The organism is Thalassoglobus polymorphus (assembly GCF_007744255.1).
Taxonomy (GTDB): Bacteria; Planctomycetota; Planctomycetia; order Planctomycetales; family Planctomycetaceae; genus Thalassoglobus; species Thalassoglobus polymorphus.
This window is the reverse complement of the sequence record NZ_CP036267.1, coordinates 5,815,243-5,839,561: the sequence shown is the minus strand read 5'-3', so window position 1 is coordinate 5,839,561 and position 24,319 is coordinate 5,815,243. Positions and strand designations below refer to the sequence as shown.

The window sequence follows — 24,319 nt, the reverse complement described above, 5'->3', positions numbered from 1 at the left end:
ACGCGGACTTCACGAGCATAAGTTAATGCAAGCAGCTATACGTTTTCGCAAATGGCTTGCATTGCTTTCAATCCCTGTTTTGCAACCTTGAGGGGATCTTGTTTCCACAGGTCTTCTCGGAACAATTCCAGCGAGATGAAGCCCGAATAGCCAATCTGCCTCAGCAACCCGACAAACTTATCCAGTTCGATGACTCCTTCACCCGGCATGACACGATCTGGGTCACGTTGTTCATTTGCAGGAGGAGATGCTGGTGCGTCGTCGAAGTGGCAGACGGCGATCTGCTCCGGTTTCAATTTTGCGACATCATCATGACCACCGCCCCCACGATAATCATGAAACGGGTCGAGGACGATCGTCGCTTCAGGGTGTCCAGAACCTTCCATAATTCGGAGTGCGTCTGCGATGGAATTCACTTCCTGGGCAAAACCGAGATATTCCATGGCAGGCCGAACTCCAAGTTCAAGGCCCAAATCAAGCAGTCGACCATACCGTTGAGCAGCGAGTTCGAAATCAACTCCATGATGGGGCGGCCCCGCAACGGCGTGTCTGGCTCCCACGATCACAGCGTGCTCCATCTTGCGGCGGCATTCGTCCATTCCCTGAACGTCCGCTGGCCCGTCAGGTTCGCACCAGCCTTTGAGCATTACAGTTGTCGGGACAACGAGTTTGTGATCATCGACGACTTTTCGAATCTCTTCGACAGTTCCGCCAGATTCCAGATGCAAATCGATATCGGCATGCCAGAGTTCGATCCCCTCGTAGCCAGCCTCCGCTGCAATGCGAATTTTCTCTAGAATCGGTGTTGGCTTGATCGTGCTGGAGTTGAGTGAGTATTTGAACTGGGCCATGATGACTCCGGAATCTGCAGAATGAGGTCGTGAGCGATGTCCAACACAATCTCCAGCAGTATGGAACTGATCGCGCTGATCAATGCAGCATAACGCCCGGTTGAGACGGACTCAATTCTTGAGGGATCCCCAGCGAATTCGATAGACTAAGATTGACCTCACCGGCGAGATGCGGATAGAACAGTAAAGAGTGAAACTGTCATTTGCGTTTCATTTCTTCCCATATCTTTTGGCTCACAATTAGAGGCAATGAATCATGAATGCTCAACGACTCTTTTTTTCCTGCCTGCTGGCGAGTCTGATCGCCAGTCCAATTCTCGCTGACGAAATCACCGTCGAGGGGGTTCATCTTTGCTGTGGTAAATGTGTCACAGGAGCAAAAGATGCGCTGACCGATGTGGATGGAGTCTCAAGGGTCCGCGTCAACAAAACCAAAGCCAGGGTTGTCTTTGAAGTCAAAAACGCAAAGTCAGCTCAATCCGGATTGAAAAGTCTCGCAGAAGCCGGATTTTATGGAAAACCTTCGATTGAGGGTCCAAAATTCGAAATCGACAAAACGGCTAAGAAAGATGCTGTTTCCGTGGAAAACATGCACCTTTGTTGTGGTGGATGTTTTCGAGCCGCTGAGAAAGCAGCCAAGTCAGTCGAGGGAGTCGCTGAGGCGAAAGCAAATGGAGACGACGGAACACTTCAGCTGACCGGCTCAAAGATCAGCCACGCAGCAGTCCTGAAGGCTCTGCACGAGGCTGGATTTCACGGGACTGTGAAGTAAGGCCAAGTAAAGTCGAGGCAGTAAACTAAGGGACAGCAACGTAAGAGGCAGGGACAGGCTAAATAGTCCGAAAACTTCTGGAATAGCCGCTTGTCTCAATGTTTGAGAGAGCAATTTCAGGCTACAGGACCAGTTCTAAATAGTCCTCTCGGTGAATCTTGACAAATCTGATAGTCTATTCAAACCGCATTCGGGTTGACCGGATGCGGTTTTGTTCATTGATTCTGCTGTTCTCTTCGCCATCGCTGAAATGTTGAGATGTCTGAAAAATATCGTGTCGAACTTGATATCTTCACAGGTCCACTGGACCTGTTGCTGTATCTGGTACGACGTAACGAACTCGACATTGTCGACCTCCCCATTTCGACTCTCACCAAGCAATTTCAGGAATTCCTCGAAGTCTTGAAGCATTTGGATCTCGACCTCGTTGGAGATTTCGTGGTGATGGCCAGCACTTTGGCCGAAATCAAAAGCCGCAATGTGTTGCCGTCTCAAGCGGAAGAGGAAATCCCTCTCGAAGCCGAAAGCAACAGTGATCCGCGATCTGATCTGATTCACCAACTTCTTGAATACAAGAAATTCAAAGACGCAGCGAATTCTTTGCAGGAGCAAGCTGCCGAGTGGCAGGAACGTTATCCGCGTCTTGCTGATGAACGTCCTGTTTCGTCAAAAGACCCAGCTGCTGATCGGATTAAAGAAGTCGAACTCTGGGATCTTGTGAGCGCATTAGGGCGAGTTCTCAAGCGAAAAGAGGTCGATACAGAATCAAAAATTCGCTACGACGAAACACCGATTCACAAATATGTTGATCAAATCGGAGCTCTGGTTCGAGAACAGAAGGTCGTTCAATTTACTTCGCTGTTCGAAGGCGAGATCATTCGCAGCAAAATCATCGGGATGTTTCTCGCAGTGTTAGAACTGATTCGCCACCACGGTTTCCGGGCGGAGCAAATCGAAGACCATGGCGAGATCGTACTTCAGCCACCCGAAGAAGTTGACGAACAAGCTGAGACTCAGGAGTCAGTCCCGCCCGAAGAGACAGAAGACGCTCCCGGTCCGGAGTAAGCAGCGTCAAGTTCTTTGAATTCATATCGCACGGCTGCACACAGAATTCGGACGATGGATCAAGTTGGCAAGATCGAAGTGGCCCTCAAGAATGATCTGGTGCGCATTCAATGACTTTGTTGTCGTGCAAGTACGAGTCATCCACAGGGTAATTTCTAAAGCCGATCGTGTAGTTCTCTTCGAACCATTTCTGAATATCGGGGAGTACACCTTCATCGTAGTCGGGGGAGATGTGTTGCAGGCTTCCTTCGGAATTGGATTTCAGTTCGCTGTCATCGACGACGATTTCACCGCGTCGAACGACATAGCGAGGCATTTCAAACATTCGCTGTAAGTCGTTCTCAGGTTGATAGATGGTCACATCGCCGTCGGCACCGAGACCGAGTTGCCCTTTATGTTTTAGTCCAAGCATCCTTGCGGGCGCGGCCCGGGTAATAATCGCGATTTCGTACAACGAGTATTCACGATCAATTTCACCCAGCGTGCAGTTTTCCCGAACCGATAGAGGGACTCGCTTCAACACTTCTTCCCGTCGAGACCGTTCCATCAGCAAAGCGATAATTTCCGGATAGGCCAGGAACGATCCTCCATTCGGGTGATCGGTGCTCATGGCGACGCGCCAGGGGTCGTCGATTAACAGATACCATTCCAAGCCGATGGCCCACTGCAACGCATGTACCATTGATTTGTCTTTGTATTCAATCGGGACAATTCCGCAGCCCGCTTCCATTTCAGTATCCGAACTGAACCATTTTCTCCCGAACACATTGTGTAAGAAATATCCGAGCGGACCATCCCCGGTCATTGATGTTGTTTTCCCGAAGAGGACCTGTCCGACATCGACAGTCAGGTTCTCGTGCTCATTGACGTATTCAACAAGTTGAGGAACCTTTGAGCAGAACGTTCCCTGATCATCTGCGTCACCGCCATAGCTGTGAAACTGAATGTGCGTGAGATGCCCTCGTTGGCCCTCGAGAGCTTTCATTGTTTCGAGAGTTGTTTTGTAATTGCCGGGGATGCCCAGATTGTTGCAGTGAATATGAAGAGGATGCGGAAGCCCAAGTTCATTCGTCGCTTGGGCGATTCCATTGACGATTTGTCGCGGGGTGACTCCGAAGTTCCCGACGGGATCGTCCAGCGAATGAGCGTTCCCTCCGGTCTCTTTCCAGACTTCCACTCCACCTGGATTGACAATCTTGGGAGCGTAGCCCTTGGTGGCTCCGAGCAGCCAGGAAATGTACGCTTTCAAGCGTTCGTCCTCACCCGCTGCAATTTGCTTCATCACATAGTGATTGTTCCCCATCAGGACAAAGAAACCTTTATCGATGATCGGGGTATCGTGGAATTCTTCATGAACGTGACGGGCGGAAAGAGGAGGGACGGCTGCATCAAATGCTGTCGTGTATCCTAAGCCAGCGTAGAGATATCCCGTCGCGAACGTACTTGGAACGCTTCCTGTTGTTCCTGAACGGGTGAGCTCCGTACGTTTCACTGGGGGGGCATTGCGTTTGTCTTCCGGCTGCATTTTACGAGCCGTGTTGACTTTGGGACCAGCAATGTGGCAGTGTATATCGACGCCACCCGGCATGACGACCATTCCCGTCGCGTCGATCTCACGATCCGGTCGAACGTCAGCAGCCAACGGCTTTTCGATGACTTTTCCGTCCTGAATCCAGACGTCGGAGACATCTCCGTCAATGCCGTTTGCAGGATCGTAGAGGCGTCCACCAGTGATTTTCAGCAAAGGCATAGCAAATTCATTCTGCGGGAATATCGAGAAAACGAGCGCCAGGATTCAGGAAGTGATTGAAATCATAGTAAGCTCCCGGAATCAGCACAGCATCAAACTGCTCCCACGGATTAAAGTGGAGCCCCCTGCTCCGTTTGTGACAACCGCTTTTGTTAAGAGGAGAGGACTGTGGATTTGCCTGTGACAGATTCTTCCTGTGCCTGTCAGTCGACGAAGTGGAATTCGTTTGAGAGCATTAATCCTTGGGAGAGTTCATCGAGGCTTCCCGTCTTCAGATACCCTGCGAGCAATTCAACTTCTTCTTTCGATGCAGGGCGTGAATATGCGAGTTCGATAAGTTGGCGCACTTGAGCTTTCGGATCTGCAGAAGATTTTTCCACTCGCTCAGCGAGAGCTTTTGCCATTTGCTGAGCGAAGGGGGAGTTCATCCCGAAGAGAGCTTGTTGCGGGACAGTTGTTTCAGACCGTGATGGGCTGGAAGAGTTCGGAGATGGAAAATCAAAGGTCCGCAAAAGTCCAGATGGGTTGTTGCGGTCAATGAGGGCGTAGACGGTTCGTCGTGTCGGGAACGGTTGCTTCTCGATATCGACTGGGCGACCCTCCAGAGAGAGATCAATTTTTCCGGCGATTTTGAGCATCGTATCTCGCATCGCTTCGAAATCGAGTCGTTGCCGATTTTGCTTCCAGTACAGCTGGTTTTCCGAATCAACCATTCTGGCTTGCGGACGATCAACACTTTGTTGTTGCCAGGCTTGCGAACGCAGAATTTCTCGATGAAGTCCTTTGATTGACCAGTTGTGTTCGTGCATCAAACTCCAGGCCAGATAATCGAGAAGTTCGCGGTGAGTTGGCGATTGAGTTCTTAATCCGAAATCACTGGTTGTGTCGACGAGAGGACTGCCGAAGTGATACATCCAGATGCGATTCACAAGCACGCGGGCTGTCAGTGGGTTTTGCTTCGATGCGATTTGTTCTGCCAGCTCTTTACGTCCGCTGGTTTTTGTGAAGACAGCCTCCGGGCTGGGATTCAGGATTTGCGGTCCGCGGCGTGGGACACGATCTCCTCGACGTCCGACGTTGCCTCGAACGAAGATGACAGGATTGGTGAGTTTTTCTTTGTCAAACAGAACCATAGAGCGTGCTGGAGCGTTCGGTGACGTGGCATGCCATTCATCGATTTTCTTTTCGAGGTTTCTGATCTTGGTCCGATTGTCTCGTTCAAAAAGTGGCGAGAAGTCCCCGGGATCGAGATCGGACAGAGAGCCTTTACCGAGAAGGATTCGGCGGGCCTGTTCTTTGCCAGGATCGTCGAATTGAGTTGCCTCGGGGTTCGATTTCTTGAATTCATTCCACTCATCTCTCACGGAAGAGAGAACCTGTGTGTACACGTTCACGACCTCGATTTTCGAGGTGATCTTTGCAGACCGTAAAGCTTCGATCAGGCTGTCCGGGATTGCGTCATTCGTGTCCAGTTCATCGAGCAGCGATGGGAGTTGCTCTGTCAGTTCTTTATCATCTAAAGCAAGTAGCTTAGTGGCGGGGAGAAAAAATGGGCGATTCTCTTTTGCCATGCGTTCAAGGGTCTTCTTCCAGTGTGACTTCAAGCGGTCACGGAGTGCCCCATGTTTTGGAGTGAGCTCCAAGTCAGCTGGTAAGAGGCCCATCGATTTGATCGCATCCGGGAAGTAGTCATCCAGATGATTGCGAGCTTGGACAAGCAACTCTTCATGAGCGGTTTTCTTGTATGCCTCCAAGGCCTCTTCGCGCTTATTGAGTTCAGTGACAAACTCCTGATAGCCGGGAGCATTGACGTCTAGCTCACCGCGTAATGGTGGGAGGTCTGGTTCTTGTGAGCTGTCGAAGACTCCGTAAAGCGAATAGTAATCTGCCGTCGGAAGAGGATCGAATTTATGGTCATGGCATCGCGAGCAACCGAGGGTCATGCCCATGAATCCGCGCGTGACGACATCAATCCGATCGTCGATGATATCCGGTTTTCGATTGAGAAAGCGTGGCCCAACCGTCACAAATCCGAGAGCAGCCAGTCTCGGATCATTCTCTGCATAACCGAGTTGATCGGCAGCGAGTTGCTCCATCACAAACGTGTCGTAAGGTTTGTCATTGTTGAAAGCATCGATGACGTAATCTCGATACGTATAGGCGTACGGGTAGAACCGATTCTCTGTGAAGACGTAGCCTTTGGTGTCCGCATACCTAGCGATATCGAGCCAGTATCGTCCCCATCGTTGTCCGTAAGTTGACTCGGAAAGATATCGATCGATCAGATCACGATAGGCAGTTTTGCTCTGATCGGCTTCAAATGCCTGAACTTCTGCGATGGTTGGGGGTAAGCCTCGCAGATCAAATGAGAGGCGACGAATCAAGGTTTGTTTTGAAGCGCGCTCGCTGAACTTCAAACCCTTCTCGTTGAGTTTGATTGCCAGGTAGCGATCAATCGCAGAATCGTAATCTGCAGCGGGGCTTCGCTCAGGCACTTGCGGAGCTTGCACTGGCTGGTAGGCCCAATGGTTCGCAATGGCAGCTTCAAAATCGATACTGCCATCACTTTTCAAAGGAACCGCATTTTGTGCGACCACTTCAGCATGAGCCTCTTCCGGCCAGTAGGCTCCCGACTCGATCCATTTTTTCAGGATGAGAAGATCTTTTTCAGGAAGCTTCCCGGTGGGGGGCATTTGGGTGTCGAATTCATCGAATTGAACGACAGCCCAGAGCCGGCTTTCATCCAATTTTCCGGGGACGACAGCTTTCCCAGACGCACCATCTTCAAAGACGAACTGCTTTCGATCGAGACGCAATTCGCCCTGTTGCTTTTTCTCGCCATGGCACTCAAAGCAGTGTTTGGCAAGAAGCGGACGGACATGCGATTCGAAGAACTGCTCCTGATCGTTTGCGACGACAGGGCATTGCAGGAGGCAGAGCAGCGCGAAGGCCGGTAAGATAATGAAAGAACGTAAGGTGGGCATAAATTGGCAGGGGTTCAAGGAGAGTTCGGTCGCTCGTTTGGACCACCAGCTATTGTAGCACAAGTTCAGTGGTTCAGATCAAGCATCTTCTTTGACATCTCCACGAGCGAAAATACTGGCAACGTATTGCAAGACATCTGTGGCGGACTCATCGTTATAACCATAGTTTCGAATGAGTCGAGACTTCACGATATCGATTTTTTCCTGTGTTTCCTTGTCGACAACCTGAGAAACAAGGCTCGTCAGTTTGATCGTATCCTTCTGATCTTCAAACAACTTCATTTCGAGAGCTTTTTGAAGTCGCTCGTTCGTTTTGTAATTGAACTGTTTTCCATCAATCGCAAGTGCGCCGATGTAGTTCATGATTTCACGCCGGAAGTCATCCTTACGGGATTCTGGAATGTCGATTTTCTCTTCGATCGACCGCATCAGGCGTTCATCCGGTTCCTCATCTTCACCGGTGAATTTGTTTTTCACCTTCTCATGCTGCGTGTAAGCTTTGACGTTATCAATGTAGTTTCCGCACAATCGCATGAGGGCATCTTCATCCGCAGCGATTGCCCGCTGAACTTCGTTTTTGACGATGTCGGTGTACTCGTCTTTGACCGCAGAAATCAGTTGCCGGTAATGCTCTCGCAATTCTTCGTTCCCGATGAGTGAATGATGCCGTAATCCGGATTCGAGTTCATTCATCACCATGAATGGGTTGAGACTGGTCGAGAGCGTATTGACGACCAGGGCGTTAGAGATTTTGTCCTGAACATAGCGAGGGCTGATTCCTTCCAGTCCCTCGCGTTTGGCTTCTTTTCGCAATTGCTTGACGTTCTCTGCTGTGAAGCCGGGCAACGTTTTTCCATTGTACAGCTTCATCTTTTGTAGAACCGTCAGGCCGTGGTGCTTCGGTTGTTCGAGACGCGTCAGCAGTGCCCACATGGCAGCGACTTCAAGTGTGTGTGGGGCGATATGCTTCCCACGTACTCGGGCCTGATTGTAGCTTTTGTTGTAAATCTTGATTTCTTCGCTGAGCGTCGTGACGTAGGGAATATCAATTTTGATCGTTCGATCTCGTAACGCTTCCATGAACTCATTCGACTGCAGCTTGCGATATTCCGGTTCATTTGTGTGGCCGATGATGACGGTATCGATATCGGTTTGAGCGAATTTTTTCGGTTTGATTTTATGTTCCTGCGAAGCTCCCAACAGGTCATAAAGAAACGCAACGTCCAGTTTCAGGACTTCCACAAATTCAATCATTCCACGATTGGAAACGTTGAACTCGCCATCGAAGTTGAAGGCGCGCGGGTCCGATTCCGTTCCGTATTCTGCGATTTTGCGGTAGTTGATATCGCCGGTCAGTTCTGTGGAATCCTGGTTCTTCTCGTCTTTCGGTTGAAACGTTCCAATGCCGATGCGGTCTTTTTCAGAAAGGAAAATTCTGCGGACAACAACCGATTCCAGCACCTTTGTCCAGTCGCCATCATGCTCGCGCAGGCGTTCCTGGAAGTAGAAGCGTGAGAGCGGGCAGACATCACCTTCGATCTCAATTGGGTATCCTTCGTCGTTGCGCCCTTCGTTCAATTCTTTGGCGAATTCCTCGCGCGAAGAATCTGGCACAAGCAGAAGTGGTTCGCAGTTCATGGGGTCCCAGGTGATGCTTCCATCCTCTTCTTTCCAGCCGAAAGTATAGAGCGCCCCGGCGTCGGTTCGGGCATAACGCTCGAGACCTTTCTTCAAGAGCCTGGCAATCGTTGACTTTGAACTTCCGACTGGTCCATGCAGAAGTAGCACTCGTCGTTCGGTGCCGTATTTCAGAGCGGCGGAACGAAACACATTGACGAGTTCCATGAGTGGCTTCGTCAAACCAAAGATTGCATCTTCGCCATCGAGATGCGGATCGTCGAAAAATTTATAACGGATGAGGTCCTTACTTCCTTCGACTGAGTAGGTTCCCTCTTGAATGATCATGTCGTACATGCGCTGGTACGCAGTCCGAGTGATAGCAGGGTGCTTTCGAACGAGATCGAGATATTCCGCAAAGCTTCCTTGCCAGTTTTCCTGGAGAAACTGTGTGGAATCCTGACGGTCAGAAAACCGGGACAGCAGTGCTTGACCATTCGTCACGAGACATCCTCCTAAACCAGCCACGAGCAGGGAGCGCAGTCTCTTCGACGCTCAGGCAGGATACACCCTTGTAGAAAGAAGCAGGGCAACTTCAAAACCTGATGCGTGGACGAAAGCAGCGTCCGTCGCCAACGACTGGGTTGCCAAAGGAAAAGCGATCATCAGGAATTTGACTCGTCAAATTCAGTGATTCGCCGAGAGATGTAGACTCTCTCAAAAACTATTATCGCGAAAGAGAGACATGAGGCAAGACCGGTTTTTGGGGAAAGGTTTTGCAACGATGCGAAATCCCTGTTCTGGACAGGTGCCTTGCAACCTTGATTCGCAGTTCGATTTCAGCATTTTTCCCCAAGCAATCTGACATGATTATTGCATGGTTGACGATCCGTCATCGTATTCATTGTCCTCTTCAGAATTCCGCTTCAAGCCGAGGAAGTTATCAAATTCCAGGAGGCTTTTGTCATCAATCTCGTTGTGTGCCAAGTCAGCATATTTCAGGTTAGGAAGCTGTTTCATTTTTTCTAGTGATCTCTTTGTCAGCTTGTTTCCGCGGAGAGAGACGACCTCTAAATTGGGAAGTTTTGTGATGAACTGAATGTCTTCATCCTGCAATGTTCCAGATGAGAACGAAATTTCCCTGAGGCTTTGAATTGATTCGAACTGAGAGAGCGTCTCTCGATCCAAACCTGGGAGCCTGAGGCGAAAATCTGTAAGCCGATCCAGCTTTGCAATCGGAGCGAAGTTGAGCTTTGGCTGCTCTTCGAATTCCGCCTCCGTCTCACCAAATCTGGGGGTGTACAGAGAAAGTGAACGCAGCGATTTGAACTTCCCGATTTCGTCGATGAGTTCTTGCGAGAAATTTCCCGTGACGACGATCCATTTTAAATTTGGAAACTGTTGAAACAGCAACAGCTTCTCTTCTGGGTGAAGGGTATTGAGATTGATGTTTAAAGAGACAACATTCTCTTTGCCCTCAAATTCTTCTAACCAGTCGAGCCTTTCCAGATTATCTGCGTCCCACGAAGATATCCTGATGGCGATCTCGACAGGTTTATCTTGTAACCTATCAAATGATTCAAACGGTTCGAACGATGTTGAAAATCGATCAAAAAAAATTGAACCAGTGAACAGCTCGCTGTCTCCCAGTCCAAGCAAGATTTTTTCGTTCACCGGGATAATCGTCTTGGAAAGCGCTTCGAGTAATTCGCAGTACTCGTAATACCTGATAGGTGTGTCGCCAAGTCTCAGCGTGGCCAGTTTCGGGTTTTCTTTTAAGACCATCAGCCCTTTCGCAGTGATATTGGAACAGGAACTCACCTCAAGCATTGATAGCGACGGATGCCCCTCCAGATACCCGATCCCCACATCGGTCACTGCGGTGTTTGAGAGATTGAGGTGTTTCAGCGTTTTGATTTTTGCGAGAACTTTCAGGGTCTGGTCGGAAATGGCAGTTTTTGTGAGGTCCAGTTCCTTCAGGTTGGGGAGATGCAAAAGCGCTTCCATTCCCTCATCACTGACTTTGCTGTTCGAGCAGTACAGTCGCTCAATTGTCGGTGAATTTTTTAGATATTTTAGATCGTCACTGCCGAACTTCTCACCAGAAATATCAATCAAATATGGCTTGTGCTCAGGAGTTACGCGAACCTTTGCGCCCCGTTTGACAAGCCGGTCGATATCGAATTGCTTAATCAGGAGAGAGTATCCGACGACGGCAGCCACGATCATCCCGACTGCGAGAAATGCGTCACGGTATTTCATAAATTGCCCTTCTGGAGTTGAACTGGCAATGAACTCTCAAAGTTTCAGGAATGTGACGGACCGTCAGGGTGAACTCCAACTTTCCGTTCCGTTTGACCTATGCGAATCGATCCTGCCAGAGTTTGAGTTGATGCTTAACCGGCTCGTGTCCACCAGACCCAAAACTGGTTAAGGCTGCCACGGCATTGCTGGCGCCGAGAATTTCGTAGACGTCTTCTTCGATTTGTGGAGCCGCTTGTTGAAGTTCTTCAACAGTCAAATCTTGCAACCGGCACTTTTTTGATTCACACAGCGCAACGAGATTTCCGACGATTCCGTGACCGGTCCGCATTGGAACCTGTTTGCGAATCAGGTATTCCATCAGGGCAGTGGCATCGAGGAAACCTTCTTCGATACGGCTGTTGATGCGGTCTCGGTTCAACGTTGCATTGATGACAATCGAGGGAGCAAGTCCCAGACAACTTTTGACGACATCAAACGCAGTAAAGGCTGCCAGTTTGTCTTCCTGTAAATCCCGATTGTAGGCCATCGGCAAACCTTTCATCAGCACAAAGAGTTGCTGTGCAGAGGCGATCACACGTGCTGATTTTCCGCGGATGAGTTCCAGCACATCGGGATTCTTCTTTTGCGGCATAATTGAAGAACCAGTGGTGTAGGCGTCTGAAAGAGTCAGGAATCCGAACTCTGTCGTACACCATAAAATCCACTCTTCCGCCCAACCTGACAGGTGCACCGCGATCAACGAAAGTGCTGACGTGAATTCTGCCAGATAGTCGCGGTCGCTGGAGATGTCGAGACTGTTTGCAGCCGGGGCAGTAAAGCCGAGTTCTTTGGAAGTGAAGTCTCGATCAATTGGAAGCGTCGTGCCTGCAAGGGCTGCGGCACCGAGAGGAGATTGGTTCAACCGGGCTCGGCAATCTGCCAGTCGGTCCCGATCTCGTTGAAACTTTTCAGCGTAGGCCAGCCAATAGTGCACAGCGTTGACAGGTTGAGCCCGCTGCAAGTGTGTGTATCCGGGAAGTATGATATCTAAATCCTGATCACCACGGCTGACGAAGGCACGCTGAAGCTCTTCAAGAAGTGCGTCGACTTCGTCAATCGCATTGCGAATGTAGAGTTTGATATCTGTCGAAACCTGATCGTTTCGAGACCTGCCTGTATGAAGTTTGCGTCCCGTGTCGCCGAGCTTCTCGATGAGAGCAGATTCGATATGCATGTGGATATCTTCCAATGAAGGGCGATATTCCATCTTGCCTTGTTGAATCGTTTCCAGAATCTCATCAAGTGCTGAGCAAATGTTGTCTCGCTCATCACTGGAAATGAGACCGACGTGCGCGAGCATTTTTGCGTGCGCCTGCGAGCCTTGCACATCAACGGCCGCCAGGCGGGCATCAAAGGAAACTGACTCGGTGAAGAGTTCGACTTGTTCGTTGGTCGGTTCGGAAAATCGTCCGCCCCAGGCTTTCTCTGCCACAATATCTCCTGTTTGTTGGCTCTATCGCATTTTCGAATTGGTGTCCGGGTTCTGCCTCGTAACGCACAGTAAATTTACTGGTGAAATGCGTTCTTCACGGGCACACGGTAGAGCAAACTGCTCTCAAATACGAACGTGTTTCTTTTCTCTTTAAGGCGTGTTGATACGTCCTTTTCAGGTGATGTCTTGCTCATCCCGCGAGAAAACATGGACGTCGTTTTCAAAATTCTCCAGGACATTCGGTATTCATGAAAGTTGACACGAAAAAGTTTCACCACCGAGAATCGGAGACACAGAGAAAAGACTACAGGGTAAAGACTACGGTGAAAAGAATCTTAAAAAGACCCTGCGGATTCAGCCATGATTTGATTCGGTCGAGACTCTCAGTTTTCAGCTTCTTTTTTCTCTGTGTATCCTGCTCATCTCAGTGCAAGCTGCTCAGGTGACGACACGTTTTCGTCCGGGGAATGCGCCGAGGAGCATCCCTGCCAACAATCCGCCGAAGTGGGCTCCATTGGCGACCGGAATTCCCCACGATTCGAGGACACCGGAAATGCCAAGCATTAACCAGATCAGCATTTGGACGATCAAAATGTCGGGAATGGCATAGCCCTCTTCCGGAGAGACCATTTGCTTCATCCATAAGTATCCGAGCAGTCCGTATACAACACCGGAAATCCCAATAAAGTTCGGTCCAACTATAAAATATTGCGTGAAATGCCCGCCGACAGCGGTCACAAAGCAAAGAAGTGCAAAGAGTATGGACCCTTTTGTCCGTTCGATGGTGTTCCCCAGAATCCACAAAAAATACAAATTAAAGGCAAGGTGAAAAAACGAACCGTGAATAAATGCAGGCGTGAAAATTCGCCAGATCTCTCCGTGGAGAATCTCAGGTGGGACTTGAAACGTTTCCCCCACTTTGGCCACGTTCGAGAACTTCAATTTGCCCATTAACTCTGGATGCCGCGTTCCCATGCCTGTGTAAATCGTGAGGACGATGCACGAGATCAACAGAAATCGGGTCACTGGAATATCGTGTGACCTGGCTCTTCGGCGGGGAGCTTTTGCTTCTGGCTGAGCTTTCGGAGGCGGAACGTGCTTGACGTTGAATCTTTTGTCGGTGGGGAAATTTTTGAACGATTCCAGCTCCGCCTTGGCGCGGTCCAGGTCTGCATCGCTGAGAACCCAGATCTCCCAACTCGGAGGGACTTGGTCAATTTGGTTGTCGATTCCCTCAGATCGCAGAAAGCGATGGAACCTTTCGGCATCTTTTGAGGATTCCAGTGTTCCAATCTTCCGCATGTCAACAATCCGTTTCGAATCTAATCAACGTGGTTCGTGAAGTGAGAAAACTCTGCAGGGATCACAGGGGGTCATTGCAGTGATTCATCACAGGGATTAGCTGTGCAATTCGACAATATCGAGGTCGCTCAACACATGTTCGCGACCCACTGCTTGCCCATCGTGGTCGGCCTGCCCCCAAACCTTTGCGAACTTTAACGAAATGGCAATCTCTTCGTGAACCCTGTGAGCGAGTTCTTCCACGGTTCCACCATTCGGGATCACATAAGGATCGACCAATTCCACAGGTTCTCCCGGACGTTTGGTATACACCCGAATCTTATCGAGTGCTTCAAAGATCGACTTGGCGAGCTCTTTTCTCTGCTCTTCAAAATCAAGATCCGTCGGGATTACCGGGAATTCGATCGGCCGGACTTCTTGTAACAATTCTTGACGAATGCCTGCTTCGGGGTTATTCGAGCGAGTCAGAATCAAGCGGCTTTTGACATGGACAATCGAAAAATCAGCAGGATCGAATCCGGTCTTTTCCGATAAGACCGTTTTGCGAGTTTCGAGCTGACGTAAGACATCCGCTGTTTCCTGCGGAGCATCGTCCGAGCTTCCATCGAAACAAAACAAAACGAGATCAGCAGTTCGGACAAAGTCAATTAAATACGGTTCGATCTGATTTCCCGAGATCGGTGGGGTGTCGATCAGCTGAATCAACGCCCCTTCAAATTCCAGCATCCCCGCTGTCGGTTCGCGTGTCGTGTACGGAAACTCCGCAACGTCTGGTGAGGCATTGGTCAGCTCAGAGACCAGTCGGCTTTTCCCGGAATTCGGTGCTCCAATCACCACGACTGTCCCGCATCCCTGCCTGGGAATGCGGTAACTTTTACCTCCTTTGGGAGTTTTCAGTTCTGCCTGATATGCTTCCCGGGCCTCCTTGAGTTTCGACTTGAGCGCCCCTTGCAGGTGATCCGTCCCCTTGTGCTTGGGGATGATGCGCAGCATCTCCTGAAGAGCAACAATTTGCTCCGGAGTCGTTTGTGCTTTTCGATATGCTTCCTCAGCTTTGTAATACTGAGGTGTGAGGTTCGCAGCCATGGTGTGACGAACTTATCAAAAAGCAGGATCGCCTGTCATCTTTCGGCGATGGTCTTTAAAGCAATTTCAAGACTTGCCGTACATGCGAAGGTCACTTTCAATACTTAATTGTAGGCTGCTCGCCACGAGACTGATCGCGTACACCGATCGCGTACACCGATCGCGCACACCGATCGCGCACACCGATTTGGAAAACGCTCTCAGTTCAAGTCGATTTGTTTTTCAATTTGACGAGACGAGAAAATCAAATTCGTCGAAGATACTGATTCCCCCCTGAGCGCGTTTGATGTCGTCGAATTCTCCGTAGTCGCGCTCGCTGAAACGGAAACCAAATTCCTGTTTGTCCTCCGCAGCGAATGTGACGACGACGTAGTAGTTCAGTGCTCCTATGGCAGATTGTCCCGGAGTTCCCGTCTGAACTTCTTCGATTTTGATCGAATAAATCGATTCAGTGGGGATCGACCAGCGTTCTTTCTTTCCTTCATAAAGCATTCGCTGACCAGCTTTGTCTGCCTGAAGGAAGCCCATTTCGTGAATTTTTTGAACAGACTTGTCGAACTGATCGCGTGTGAAAATTTCTACAGGCAAGAGAATCTCAGCATCTGGATCGACTTGAAGTCCATCCCGTTTTCGGATTTGATCGGTCGCCATCCGAGTGAGCCCTTTGGCAGTTTTCGCACTTGCGTATCGATCTGTGTAGACGCCAGCGATATACATCGTGCCGATGGACATCACAATCAGGAGTCCCAAACGAACGACTCCCAGGTTGTTGAAATTCTGATAACCGTAGTAGACGGCGGCTGCCACAATGACCAGCCAGAGTACAATTGCCCAGCACTGAGTAATGATTGCGACGATGATCCCTCCGGGAGTCATTAAGCTTGGGGTTCTTTCCGGTAACGTCTCGATCTTAGCCTTTCCTGTGACAGTGTTCGGATCTGCCTCCCAGGCAAACTCTTTCGCGAACTCACTCTCTCCTCCCGGTTCCCAGCCATCGAGTCGAATGGGAAGCCCGACATCATGCAGTGCTTGTGCCAAACGCGAGAGTCCGGCTTTTCGATCAATTCCAATGGCTTGCTCTTCTCCATCGTAATGAAAAAAGAGGGCAGGTTCCGGCCATTTTGATTCTTCGGGCATCACAATGGCGGCACCTGGAATCTCCGCTAGCTTGAACGTTTCCGGGCTCGAGTATTTCCCCATGTCGCCACCAACAACAATAGAGTCTTCCATCAAGACTGCTTGGCGTCGTGTTTCGGTTCCGTCGAGAACCCACCACACAGCCGCTGCCGCGCCGAGACTCATGCCGATGATTTCGAAGAGATTCGGCTGCTGTCCAGCCGGGACTGAAAAGTAAAGAAGGGCGCCAAGACCGCCAGCGATTGCACTCAGCAGGAGAACCAGGTTGACCCACGACTTCGTAGTTCTGATTCGTTGTTGAAAGAACCAGGGCTCATTCCAGACAAATCGCTTTCGCTCAAACAACGCCATTTCTCTATCCGTCTCATTAGTGGAAAATCAATGAACAGTTGAGAGGCCCGAATTCGCTTTTCTCGAACACTATGTGAATCACTTGGCAGATTGCAATTCGCAGATAGCAATTAAAAGCGGAAAAACCTCTCCCGAATCAAGCATGTCCGAGCAGAAAACAGAGGGAATCGGTAGGAGAAAAGACGGAACGGGCGAGCAAGCCGCAGTGGCAGCATTCGAACCTGTATACATCTCCTTAGAGCATCTTTCGAAACGGGTTGCAGGTTCTGCCTCGTGGCGAACAGTAATTTTACTAGAGAAATGCGTTCTTCACGGGCACACGCTAGAGCAAACTGCTCTAGCAGGAGTTGCCTTGTTGTTAGGACACACCTCAATGAATGAACCTCCAGCAGGTTCATCGCTTCACATCTTCAGTATGCTACCAAGCGAGGCTTATGTCCGTTCCTGATCCTGATCGAAGCGAAATGCGTTGGTCGAATCCTCGAAGGGGTCCGACCCGATCACCATCATTGTGAAGCCGGCGACCAGAAAGATCAGTCCGATGGTCGCTTCGATTGCCATTTCCAAAGTCGAAACTTCAGGGGCCTCTCCATTCAGAATTGGAGGAGCCAACTGTCCAATGATCAGCACGATGCACGCCAGACCGACTCCAGTCAAACCGAAGCCTGCGACGGAGATTGTTTTCCATCTTCTGAGCGATTGTTCTGCGAATTTAAATTTCATCGTCTTACCCTCCAGTGCAGTGAACGACTTCGATTCCGAAAGACCCAGACTTTGCAGATCTCGAATTTGATTTCCCGATCTGCCGATGACAACGACTTCAGTAGGTTTGTTCATGTTCTAGGGCAAATCCATAATCCGTCTTAACAGTACTGTCTCGTGGCATCAGCGTACGGACTTGTGAAAACGTACTTCGCGGACAAGAGAAGCATTGGAATTGTTCTAAGCGGAATGGTTCACGATTTGTAACGGACTGTTCCTTTCTAAATTTGAATTGAACGGGTTAGTAGACTGATCGAAAAACGTGTCAACGTTCTCTCAAAGAGTGGGAGAATTCGTTTTGTCTTCGCTTTTCTACGGTTTTTATTTGCTACTCACTGGTGAAAACGGCTCATTTTGGCAAAGGATCAAGAATTCTCACTGATTTTGAGAACAATTTTGCTCTCCTCGGAAGCAAGAGTTTCCATTCAGATTTGATCCACACTTTTGCGAACTCTTTCTGTTCTTTAGACTCACGGAATGAATTCAGGTTCACGCGAACTTTTGGCAGCGTGTTTTTTCGGAGTGTTTTCTCCGTAAAGAATTTGTGTGAGATCGGTTGCGATGAATGTGGTTTCAACCGGGTTCGTTGAGTCACGATCCGAGTCGGCACTGTTCGAGTTTTGTCCGTTAACGATTTTGTGCAACTGACTCAACTCGATGTGACACGAAATTTCATGAGACGCTGTCCAGTTAGAACATCCATATTTTCGGAGATCAAATGTTTATACGAATCCATTGTGCATTGCTTCTTGCTCTGTTTCTATTTTCCGGGAGTGGTCCCGCGAATGCTCAAGAGAAGCAAGCAGAACTCTCTTGGGAGCAACTGTTGAAAGTCCGTGAAGATTCCTTCACTCGACTGAAAGAGCTACAGGCAGAAGCACAAAAAGCGACTCCCGCGCAGCGAGAAGGGCTTGTCAAAGAATACACCCAAATTGCGACACGACTGCAGAATGAGATCTTCCCGGGGCTGGGGCAAAAAGTCGTAGGAGAACTCGAAAAGAACCCAAAGGATGAGACAACTCTGGAAGTCGCAAATGAACTGATGCAGTTCTCCTTCAGTCGCAATGACTATCCGACTACAAAAGCCGTTGCTGAAGCTGTCCTGAAAGCGGATACCCAAAATGATGTGGCTGCCAACTTTGCGGGTGTCGCAAATTTCGCCGAGCACAACTTTGAGGATGCCCACCGCATTCTCAGTCTGGCGAAGAAGAAAGGTCAACTTCTCGGAGACCTGGGAGGGCAATATCTGGGAACGTCTGAGACCTATATCGACTATTGGGCGAAAGAGAAGGCGATTCGAGAAAAAGAAGCAGCTGCCACCGGGGACGATCAACTTCCTCGTGTGAAATTTGAAACTAGCCGAGGCGACATTATTCTTGAACTCTTCGAGAACGAAGCTCCAAACACGGTTGCCAACTTTGTGAGTTTAGTCGAAAAAGGATTCTACGACGGTTTGCTGTTCCATCGAGTGATTCCAAACTTCATGGCACAAGGAGGCTGCCCACTCAGTAAAACCAACCCACAAAGAGCTGGCAGCGGCGGACCTGGTTACAACATTGAATGTGAAGCCTACCAGCCGAACGCACGTCGCCACTTCTCCGGAACATTGAGCATGGCTCATGCCGGGAAAGATACTGGTGGCTCGCAGTTCTTTATCACTCACCTGCCAACACCGCACCTGGACCGGGAGATCAGCCCCAGTAGCGTACACACCGTTTTCGGTCGCGTTGTCGAAGGGCTTGATGTGGTACGCTCATTGCAAAAAAACGATGTGATTGAAAAAGCGACAGTCATTCGCAAACGAAACCACGATTACAAACCTAAGACGATTCCAGAATAATGTACGACCCCGATGTCAGTCAGATGTTCGATCAAGTCCCATTGGCCAACTGGAACGGTACGCAAATGCCGCTCTCTGAAGCCAAGGTTTCGGTGCTTGATCGGGCATTTCTGTTTGGAGATGCAATCTACGAAGTTCTCCGTGTTTACGGCGGAAAACCGTTTCTCTTTGATGACCATATCGCGAGGTTGAAACGGAACTTCGAAAAATTGCAACTCCCGGCAGATGCTGACATCATCGCTCAGCGTGTTCGAGAAACTGTCGCTGCCAGCGATGTCACAGAAGGGACAGTCTACATTCAGGTGACGCGCGGAGTCGCACCGCGAATACACCGGTATCCAACTACTCCGCCAACTCCGAGTGAGTTGATCTATGTCGCACACTTCAAAGATCCGTATCAGGAGCTGAGAAAAGTTGGTGCGCGTGTGATCATTTTAGAGGATCTCCGCTGGAAGAGATGCGACATTAAGTCGGTCAACTTGCTGGCAAATTGCATGGCTGCCCAAACCGCCTATGAAGCTGGCTGTCCAGAAGCTTTGCTCGTTGATGGAGAAGATCGCCTAATCGAGGGATCTCGCACAAGCCTGTTCGGTGTCCGAGACGGTCGTATTTTGACAGCCCCACTTGGGCAGAACATCCTTCCGGGGATCACGCGTAAGCTGTTGATTCAACTTGCCGGGGAGTGCAATGTTGAAATCAGCGAAGCGACGATTCATCGTGACGATTTACCCAAGCTGGATGAGCTCTTTATTACCGGAACAACAACGGAAATACTGCCGATCACTCAAGTTGAAGACCAGACAATCGGTGACGGAACTGTTGGTCCGGTTGTTTCTCAGCTCATCACCGCATACGCCAGAACGATTGAACGCTTCCGGCAATCTTGATGGGTAGAGCATCTTTCGAGTTGATCTTCACACTCCACCTCGCGGCGAGAAGCCTCTGACGTCAGGAATAAAACTGACCGTGACCAACCGCTTCGAAAGCGTGAATGAAGTGTTCGATGACAGGTGTTTTCCCGTCCTGCCAGATGATGGAGACAACATCAAAACGACAGCGGTGATCAAGTAAGTTCCTTTGTTTTAGCCAGGCGAGTGCGGTCCGCGTGAGCTGTTTCTGCTTTTGAAATCCGACCGCTTCGCTGGGGTGACCGGTCGTCGCTGAAGATCTTGTTTTTACCTCTACAAAGACGATCGTCTCACCATCTCGGGCGATGAGATCAATCTCACCAATTTGATTGCGAGCTTGTCGCGCCAGAATGCGATAGCCTGACTTCTTCAGGAATCGGGCTGCTGCTCGCTCTCCACGATTCCCCAACAAACGATTCAGCCAGCCAATCTGCATTTGTGTTCCATTAGTTTGATCACTCTTCGGGTATTCACGCTGAAGAGGACTTCGGGCATACTCCTGAGCAGTACAGGCATTCAATCTCTGGAGGTGCTCGGTGCAATAGAGTCAGGGTGCACGAGTTGTTATATTGTCTACGTTCTATTGTGAGCGATGGAAATTGTCTGGTCTTGCACACGATCTCGACCACAAGACAGAACCGGACAAGTTGACCCGAGAGACGTCTCTCATCGGGTGTTGTTACAAGAATTGCAGTTTCGCTAAGACACTGTCAAGAATGACAGCAACAGACTGTTGATCATGGCACTGTCTAAAACGAGACGGTCGAATTTTATTTCAGGGGAATATCAATGAGTCAATGGCCTATCGGGGTGTTTACCTCTGTCGATGCTGGTTTGGGAGTTCGTCTTGATGTTGTGGAAGAGTTGAAAGTCCCAACAGTTCAGATTCACGCTCCACATCAGGAAACTCGAACGGAACAAACCGCGAAAGATTTCTTGCAGAAGTGCAAAAACGCTGGAATCGAAGTCACATGTGTTTTCGGAGGCTTCGAAGGGGAAAGTTATGCGAGCATCTCTGAGACTGTCAAAACAGTCGGGCTCGTTCCTCAAGAGACACGTGCGGCGCGTGCTCAGGAAATGAAAGAAATCGCCGACTTCGCGAAGCTGCTCGGCGTCCAGACAGTCGCTCTGCATATTGGATTCGTTCCGGAAGATCGAAACGGAGACGATTACAAAGGGCTGCTGGAAGTGACTCGCGATTTGTTGGACTACATCAAAAAGAATGGTCAACAACTGAACCTGGAAACCGGTCAGGAAACGGCGGACCATCTTCTTGAATTCATCAGCGATGTCGACCGCGACAATCTCTTCATCAACTTTGATCCAGCCAACATGATTCTCTACGGCACAGGCGATCCGATCGAAGCACTGAAGAAAGTCGGGCATCTTGTCCGGAGTGTCCATTGCAAAGATGGAACGTGGGCACCTGAAGGCGAACGAGGTGCGGCGTGGGGTTGTGAAGTCGCACTCGGCCAAGGTGATGTCGGCATGGAAACTTATCTGCGGACGCTCAAAGAAATCGGTTATACCGGACCACTCACGATTGAGCGAGAAATTCCGGAAGATCGCGATCAGCAGAAAGCGGACGTCGGAGGTGCCGTCAGCTTGCTTGAAGAGTTGCGTTCGAAAATCCTTTAATTTTCAGTCATGTCTGCTGAGCAACAGGCCCCGAGTCTGTTGCTCGGCGGTTTTTGCCCCCTTTCCGAAGTCGCCTGCGTTAGCGCATTTCAATACTTGCTCTACTCCCCGTGCTTGCTGAAATTTTTGCTGTTGGGGCTCTTCAGCGATTCGTTTCCGTGATTCCTCAGCGCGATTCCTCGCTGAATTTTGCCCTGTTTCTTTTTCTGGAATTCGCAAAGAGACATACAGAGAATTGAGTCAATTTTATGCAGGTCATTATCACCGCTGTTGGTCCTGATCATCGTGGGCTTGCAGATCCGATCGTCCACTACGTGACACAGTCCGGGGCGAATCTTCATGAAATTCAAATGTACGACCGCGACTTTGAGCAACTGTTCGCGATGCTGATTCGTATGGAATGGCCGGTCGAGGATGAGCCGATTTCAGTGCTGCGAGAGCGGATGAATCAGATCGGGGAACTCAAAGGGTTGAAGATTCGAGTTTGGGCTCGTGATGAACATGAACGTCCACCTCGAATTGCACTTTGCACAACCTATCGCCCGGAACCAGCACTCGCAGTGCTGCGAGATATTCGCGACAAACGACTCAACGCGACTGTCCCGGTGATGATTGGAAACCGGGATGCGTGTCGCGGAATCGCGGAACAGTTCGGTGTCGAATTCCACAATATCGGGGATTCCAAGGGTGTTCCCGATGACGACAAATTCGTAAGCCTGTTTGATGAGTACGACGTCGACTACATCGTCCTGGCGAGATACATGCGTATCGTTCCGCCCCGTGCCTGCTGGGAGTTTGCAGGGGGGCGAATCATCAACTTACATCACGGAGTCCTGCCATCATTTCCAGGCTTCCGCCCGTATCATGACGCCTATAGTCACCACATGCTCAGCTATGGGGCGACGTGCCATTTCATTGTCCCCGAGCTTGATGCCGGGAATCAAATCATTCAGCAAAGCACATTCACCGTACCTCCCGGGACTTCCCTGGAAGAGATCATTCAGCGTGGAGAACAAGACAACGAACCGCGCTGTCTCGCTGAAGGTCTTCGCCGGGTCGTCGATCGGGAAGTTGAACTCCACTTTCACAAAGTCGCTAAAGTCGCCAGAGCGAAGTAGATGGAGACTCTGAAGTGAGGGCTTTCACAGAGTTGCCTGTGAAAAGTCCGCCACGTTACAGAATTTCGAGCGTTGGCATTGTTGGATTCTTCATGATTTCTTTGGCGATCCGCATGGCAACGTTGCTGCTGATTTCAAGAATCGCTTCACGTGCAGAACTTTCCTCGTCTACAAGAGCAGAGATTTTTCCTTCATCTCCCTTGATGCGAACATCGGAAGCTGACGGAATTTCTCCAAGGAAGGCGACTCCCATTTCTTCCGCTTTGGTTTTTGCTCCGCCGCGTCCGAAAATATCACCGGTCATGTTCTCGACCATTCCGAGGATCGGAATTTTGACCGTCTGGAACATCGAGATCGCTTTGCCTGCATCGAGCAATGCAATTTTTTGTGGGGTGCAAACGATCACGGCGCCGGCGAGTTGAACCATTTGTGAAAGGGTCAACGCAACATCACCCGTTCCTGGTGGCATGTCGACAACCAGATAATCCAGTTCGCCCCATTCGGTCTGTTGGAGGAATTGGCTGAGAGCTTTGTGAAGCATCGGGCCACGCCAGACAATCGCCTGGTCTTCTCCGACCATAAAGCCCATCGACATCAGCTTGATGCCGTCGACTTCAATCGGAACGATTCGTTCGATTGTCCGACCATCCGGGGCTTGAATCTGACGCATCGCGGGTTGCCCGGTGGCTCCGAGCAGGTGTGGAACGCTCGGCCCATAGACATCAGCGTCCATCAGTCCGACGCTCGCTCCCAAATGTTTTAACCCATAGGCTAAACTGGCAGCGACCGTCGATTTGCCAACGCCCCCTTTTCCACTCCCGACGGCGATGACGTTCTTGACTTTGAGTCCGACCTTAGCTCCGGATTCTTTCCCACGGACAACGCTCGTGATCTCGACGTCAACTTGTTCGAAATCTGCATGTTTCTCTCGAACAGCGGACTGAAGCGATTCCTTCAGCTGTTCCTGATTCGGATATGCTGGAGTCGGGAGCTCAATTTTTACGGTTGCCTTGGCTCCTTCGACCGTGACACCTTTGAGCATCTTCGCCTGCGAGAGGGGAATTTCGAATTGAGGATCGACGAACGCTCCAAGAGTGGATTCAACATCTGCCGAAGTGGACATGATTCACCTGTATAACTAGCTCTAACAAAACCTGCACGTGGACTTGAAACCCCAGTGAATCAAAAACGATCTCAGAGGTGTTGTTAGCGGTTCTAAATATCTAATGCGGCTTCACAACAGGCCGCACTTAAAAATGGAAGTGTCCAATGAAGCCGCTGGACTCGGATCGAAGTATTCAATTCGGAGTTGAACCGAATTTCAGGTTGTCTATTTTTCAGTGTTTGAGAGACCATCATTAAGTTCTGGGTCGGCTCTCAAGGGAAAAGTTCTATTTGTTCG

18 protein-coding genes are annotated in these 24,319 nt (G+C 49.9%); 6 read left to right on the top strand and 12 right to left on the bottom strand.

What is annotated here, in order from left to right; all coding sequences use genetic code 11:
- Positions 1–35 precede the first annotated feature (35 nt).
- A complete protein-coding gene (locus Mal48_RS21125; RefSeq protein WP_145204513.1) occupies positions 36–851 on the bottom strand; it encodes a sugar phosphate isomerase/epimerase family protein in 816 nt (271 codons plus the stop codon).
- 256 nt (positions 852–1,107) lie between these two features.
- Here Mal48_RS21125 and Mal48_RS21120 point away from each other — a divergent pair, with 256 nt between their 5' ends.
- On the top strand, positions 1,108–1,623 hold the full coding sequence (locus Mal48_RS21120) for a heavy-metal-associated domain-containing protein (RefSeq protein ID WP_145204510.1): 516 nt from the start codon (positions 1,108–1,110) through the stop codon (positions 1,621–1,623).
- Positions 1,624–1,881: 258 nt separating this feature from the next.
- Entirely contained in the window at positions 1,882–2,688 is an 807-nt protein-coding gene (locus Mal48_RS21115; protein WP_145204507.1) for a segregation and condensation protein A, read from the top strand.
- 85 nt (positions 2,689–2,773) lie between these two features.
- Here Mal48_RS21115 and Mal48_RS21110 read toward each other — a convergent pair whose 3' ends face one another.
- From Mal48_RS21110 to Mal48_RS21070, 9 genes are all read right to left on the bottom strand, one after another.
- Entirely contained in the window at positions 2,774–4,438 is a 1,665-nt protein-coding gene (locus Mal48_RS21110) for a formylmethanofuran dehydrogenase subunit A (RefSeq protein WP_145204504.1), read from the bottom strand.
- A 203-nt stretch (positions 4,439–4,641) separates the two neighbouring features.
- Positions 4,642–7,422 carry a PSD1 and planctomycete cytochrome C domain-containing protein gene (locus Mal48_RS21105; RefSeq protein WP_145204501.1) on the bottom strand — a complete coding sequence of 927 codons (2,781 nt, stop codon included), beginning with the start codon at positions 7,420–7,422 and terminating at the stop codon, positions 4,642–4,644.
- A gap of 78 nt (positions 7,423–7,500) precedes the next feature.
- Positions 7,501–9,543 carry a PrkA family serine protein kinase gene (locus Mal48_RS21100; protein ID WP_145204498.1) on the bottom strand — a complete coding sequence of 681 codons (2,043 nt, stop codon included), beginning with the start codon at positions 9,541–9,543 and terminating at the stop codon, positions 7,501–7,503.
- A gap of 366 nt (positions 9,544–9,909) precedes the next feature.
- Entirely contained in the window at positions 9,910–11,301 is a 1,392-nt protein-coding gene (locus Mal48_RS21095; RefSeq protein ID WP_145204495.1) for a hypothetical protein, read from the bottom strand.
- A gap of 97 nt (positions 11,302–11,398) precedes the next feature.
- The gene (gene argH, locus Mal48_RS21090) at positions 11,399–12,775 is read right to left on the bottom strand and encodes an argininosuccinate lyase (RefSeq protein WP_145204492.1); all 1,377 of its coding nucleotides are present in this window, start codon (positions 12,773–12,775) and stop codon (positions 11,399–11,401) included.
- Between the two features lie 438 nt (positions 12,776–13,213).
- A complete protein-coding gene (locus Mal48_RS21085; protein WP_145204489.1) occupies positions 13,214–14,077 on the bottom strand; it encodes a rhomboid family intramembrane serine protease in 864 nt (287 codons plus the stop codon).
- Positions 14,078–14,173: 96 nt separating this feature from the next.
- Positions 14,174–15,163, bottom strand: coding sequence for a GTPase (locus tag Mal48_RS21080; protein ID WP_145204486.1), 990 nt, complete (start codon positions 15,161–15,163; stop codon positions 14,174–14,176).
- A 222-nt stretch (positions 15,164–15,385) separates the two neighbouring features.
- Positions 15,386–16,651 (bottom strand): hypothetical protein, encoded by a 1,266-nt coding sequence (locus Mal48_RS21075; RefSeq protein ID WP_145204483.1) that lies wholly within the window; start codon positions 16,649–16,651, stop codon positions 15,386–15,388.
- A gap of 432 nt (positions 16,652–17,083) precedes the next feature.
- Positions 17,084–17,374, bottom strand: coding sequence for a hypothetical protein (locus Mal48_RS21070; RefSeq protein ID WP_145204480.1), 291 nt, complete (start codon positions 17,372–17,374; stop codon positions 17,084–17,086).
- Between the two features lie 1,381 nt (positions 17,375–18,755).
- On the opposite strand from Mal48_RS21070, the gene Mal48_RS23910 reads away from it, so the two are divergent.
- Both Mal48_RS23910 and Mal48_RS21060 read left to right on the top strand, forming a co-directional pair.
- Positions 18,756–19,253 (top strand): peptidylprolyl isomerase, encoded by a 498-nt coding sequence (locus Mal48_RS23910; RefSeq protein WP_391601814.1) that lies wholly within the window; start codon positions 18,756–18,758, stop codon positions 19,251–19,253.
- Positions 19,253–20,140 carry a D-amino acid aminotransferase gene (locus Mal48_RS21060; protein WP_145204477.1) on the top strand — a complete coding sequence of 296 codons (888 nt, stop codon included), beginning with the start codon at positions 19,253–19,255 and terminating at the stop codon, positions 20,138–20,140. The genes Mal48_RS23910 and Mal48_RS21060 overlap by 1 nt, the downstream gene beginning before the upstream one ends.
- A gap of 61 nt (positions 20,141–20,201) precedes the next feature.
- Here the strand turns inward: Mal48_RS21060 and Mal48_RS21055 are convergent, their stop codons facing one another.
- A complete protein-coding gene (locus tag Mal48_RS21055) occupies positions 20,202–20,597 on the bottom strand; it encodes a YraN family protein (RefSeq protein WP_145204474.1) in 396 nt (131 codons plus the stop codon).
- A gap of 353 nt (positions 20,598–20,950) precedes the next feature.
- On the opposite strand from Mal48_RS21055, the gene Mal48_RS21050 reads away from it, so the two are divergent.
- Both Mal48_RS21050 and Mal48_RS21045 read left to right on the top strand, forming a co-directional pair.
- Positions 20,951–21,799 carry a sugar phosphate isomerase/epimerase family protein gene (locus Mal48_RS21050; protein ID WP_145204471.1) on the top strand — a complete coding sequence of 283 codons (849 nt, stop codon included), beginning with the start codon at positions 20,951–20,953 and terminating at the stop codon, positions 21,797–21,799.
- A gap of 248 nt (positions 21,800–22,047) precedes the next feature.
- Positions 22,048–22,917 (top strand): formyltetrahydrofolate deformylase, encoded by an 870-nt coding sequence (locus Mal48_RS21045; protein ID WP_145204468.1) that lies wholly within the window; start codon positions 22,048–22,050, stop codon positions 22,915–22,917.
- A gap of 55 nt (positions 22,918–22,972) precedes the next feature.
- Here Mal48_RS21045 and Mal48_RS21040 read toward each other — a convergent pair whose 3' ends face one another.
- Positions 22,973–24,040 carry an Mrp/NBP35 family ATP-binding protein gene (locus tag Mal48_RS21040; protein WP_145204465.1) on the bottom strand — a complete coding sequence of 356 codons (1,068 nt, stop codon included), beginning with the start codon at positions 24,038–24,040 and terminating at the stop codon, positions 22,973–22,975.
- Between the last annotated feature and the right edge of the window lie 279 nt (positions 24,041–24,319).

Excerpts from the sequence above, each read along its gene's own strand:
- Mal48_RS21055 (WP_145204474.1), bottom strand. The coding sequence starts at position 20,597 with ATGCAGATTGGCTGGCTGAATCGTTTGTTGGGGAATCGTGGAGAGCGA.
- Mal48_RS21105 (WP_145204501.1), bottom strand. The coding sequence starts at position 7,422 with ATGCCCACCTTACGTTCTTTCATTATCTTACCGGCCTTCGCGCTGCTC.
- Mal48_RS21075 (WP_145204483.1), bottom strand. The coding sequence starts at position 16,651 with ATGGCGTTGTTTGAGCGAAAGCGATTTGTCTGGAATGAGCCCTGGTTC.
- Mal48_RS21115 (WP_145204507.1), top strand. The coding sequence starts at position 1,882 with ATGTCTGAAAAATATCGTGTCGAACTTGATATCTTCACAGGTCCACTG.
- Mal48_RS21080 (WP_145204486.1), bottom strand. The coding sequence starts at position 15,163 with ATGGCTGCGAACCTCACACCTCAGTATTACAAAGCTGAGGAAGCATAT.
- Mal48_RS21040 (WP_145204465.1), bottom strand. The coding sequence starts at position 24,040 with ATGTCCACTTCGGCAGATGTTGAATCCACTCTTGGAGCGTTCGTCGAT.
- Mal48_RS21095 (WP_145204495.1), bottom strand. The coding sequence starts at position 11,301 with ATGAAATACCGTGACGCATTTCTCGCAGTCGGGATGATCGTGGCTGCC.
- Mal48_RS21120 (WP_145204510.1), top strand. The coding sequence starts at position 1,108 with ATGAATGCTCAACGACTCTTTTTTTCCTGCCTGCTGGCGAGTCTGATC.
- Mal48_RS21110 (WP_145204504.1), bottom strand. The coding sequence starts at position 4,438 with ATGCCTTTGCTGAAAATCACTGGTGGACGCCTCTACGATCCTGCAAAC.
- Mal48_RS21050 (WP_145204471.1), top strand. The coding sequence starts at position 20,951 with ATGAGTCAATGGCCTATCGGGGTGTTTACCTCTGTCGATGCTGGTTTG.
- Mal48_RS21085 (WP_145204489.1), bottom strand. The coding sequence starts at position 14,077 with ATGCGGAAGATTGGAACACTGGAATCCTCAAAAGATGCCGAAAGGTTC.
- Mal48_RS21045 (WP_145204468.1), top strand. The coding sequence starts at position 22,048 with ATGCAGGTCATTATCACCGCTGTTGGTCCTGATCATCGTGGGCTTGCA.
- Mal48_RS21070 (WP_145204480.1), bottom strand. The coding sequence starts at position 17,374 with ATGAAATTTAAATTCGCAGAACAATCGCTCAGAAGATGGAAAACAATC.
- Mal48_RS21060 (WP_145204477.1), top strand. The coding sequence starts at position 19,253 with ATGTACGACCCCGATGTCAGTCAGATGTTCGATCAAGTCCCATTGGCC.
- Mal48_RS21125 (WP_145204513.1), bottom strand. The coding sequence starts at position 851 with ATGGCCCAGTTCAAATACTCACTCAACTCCAGCACGATCAAGCCAACA.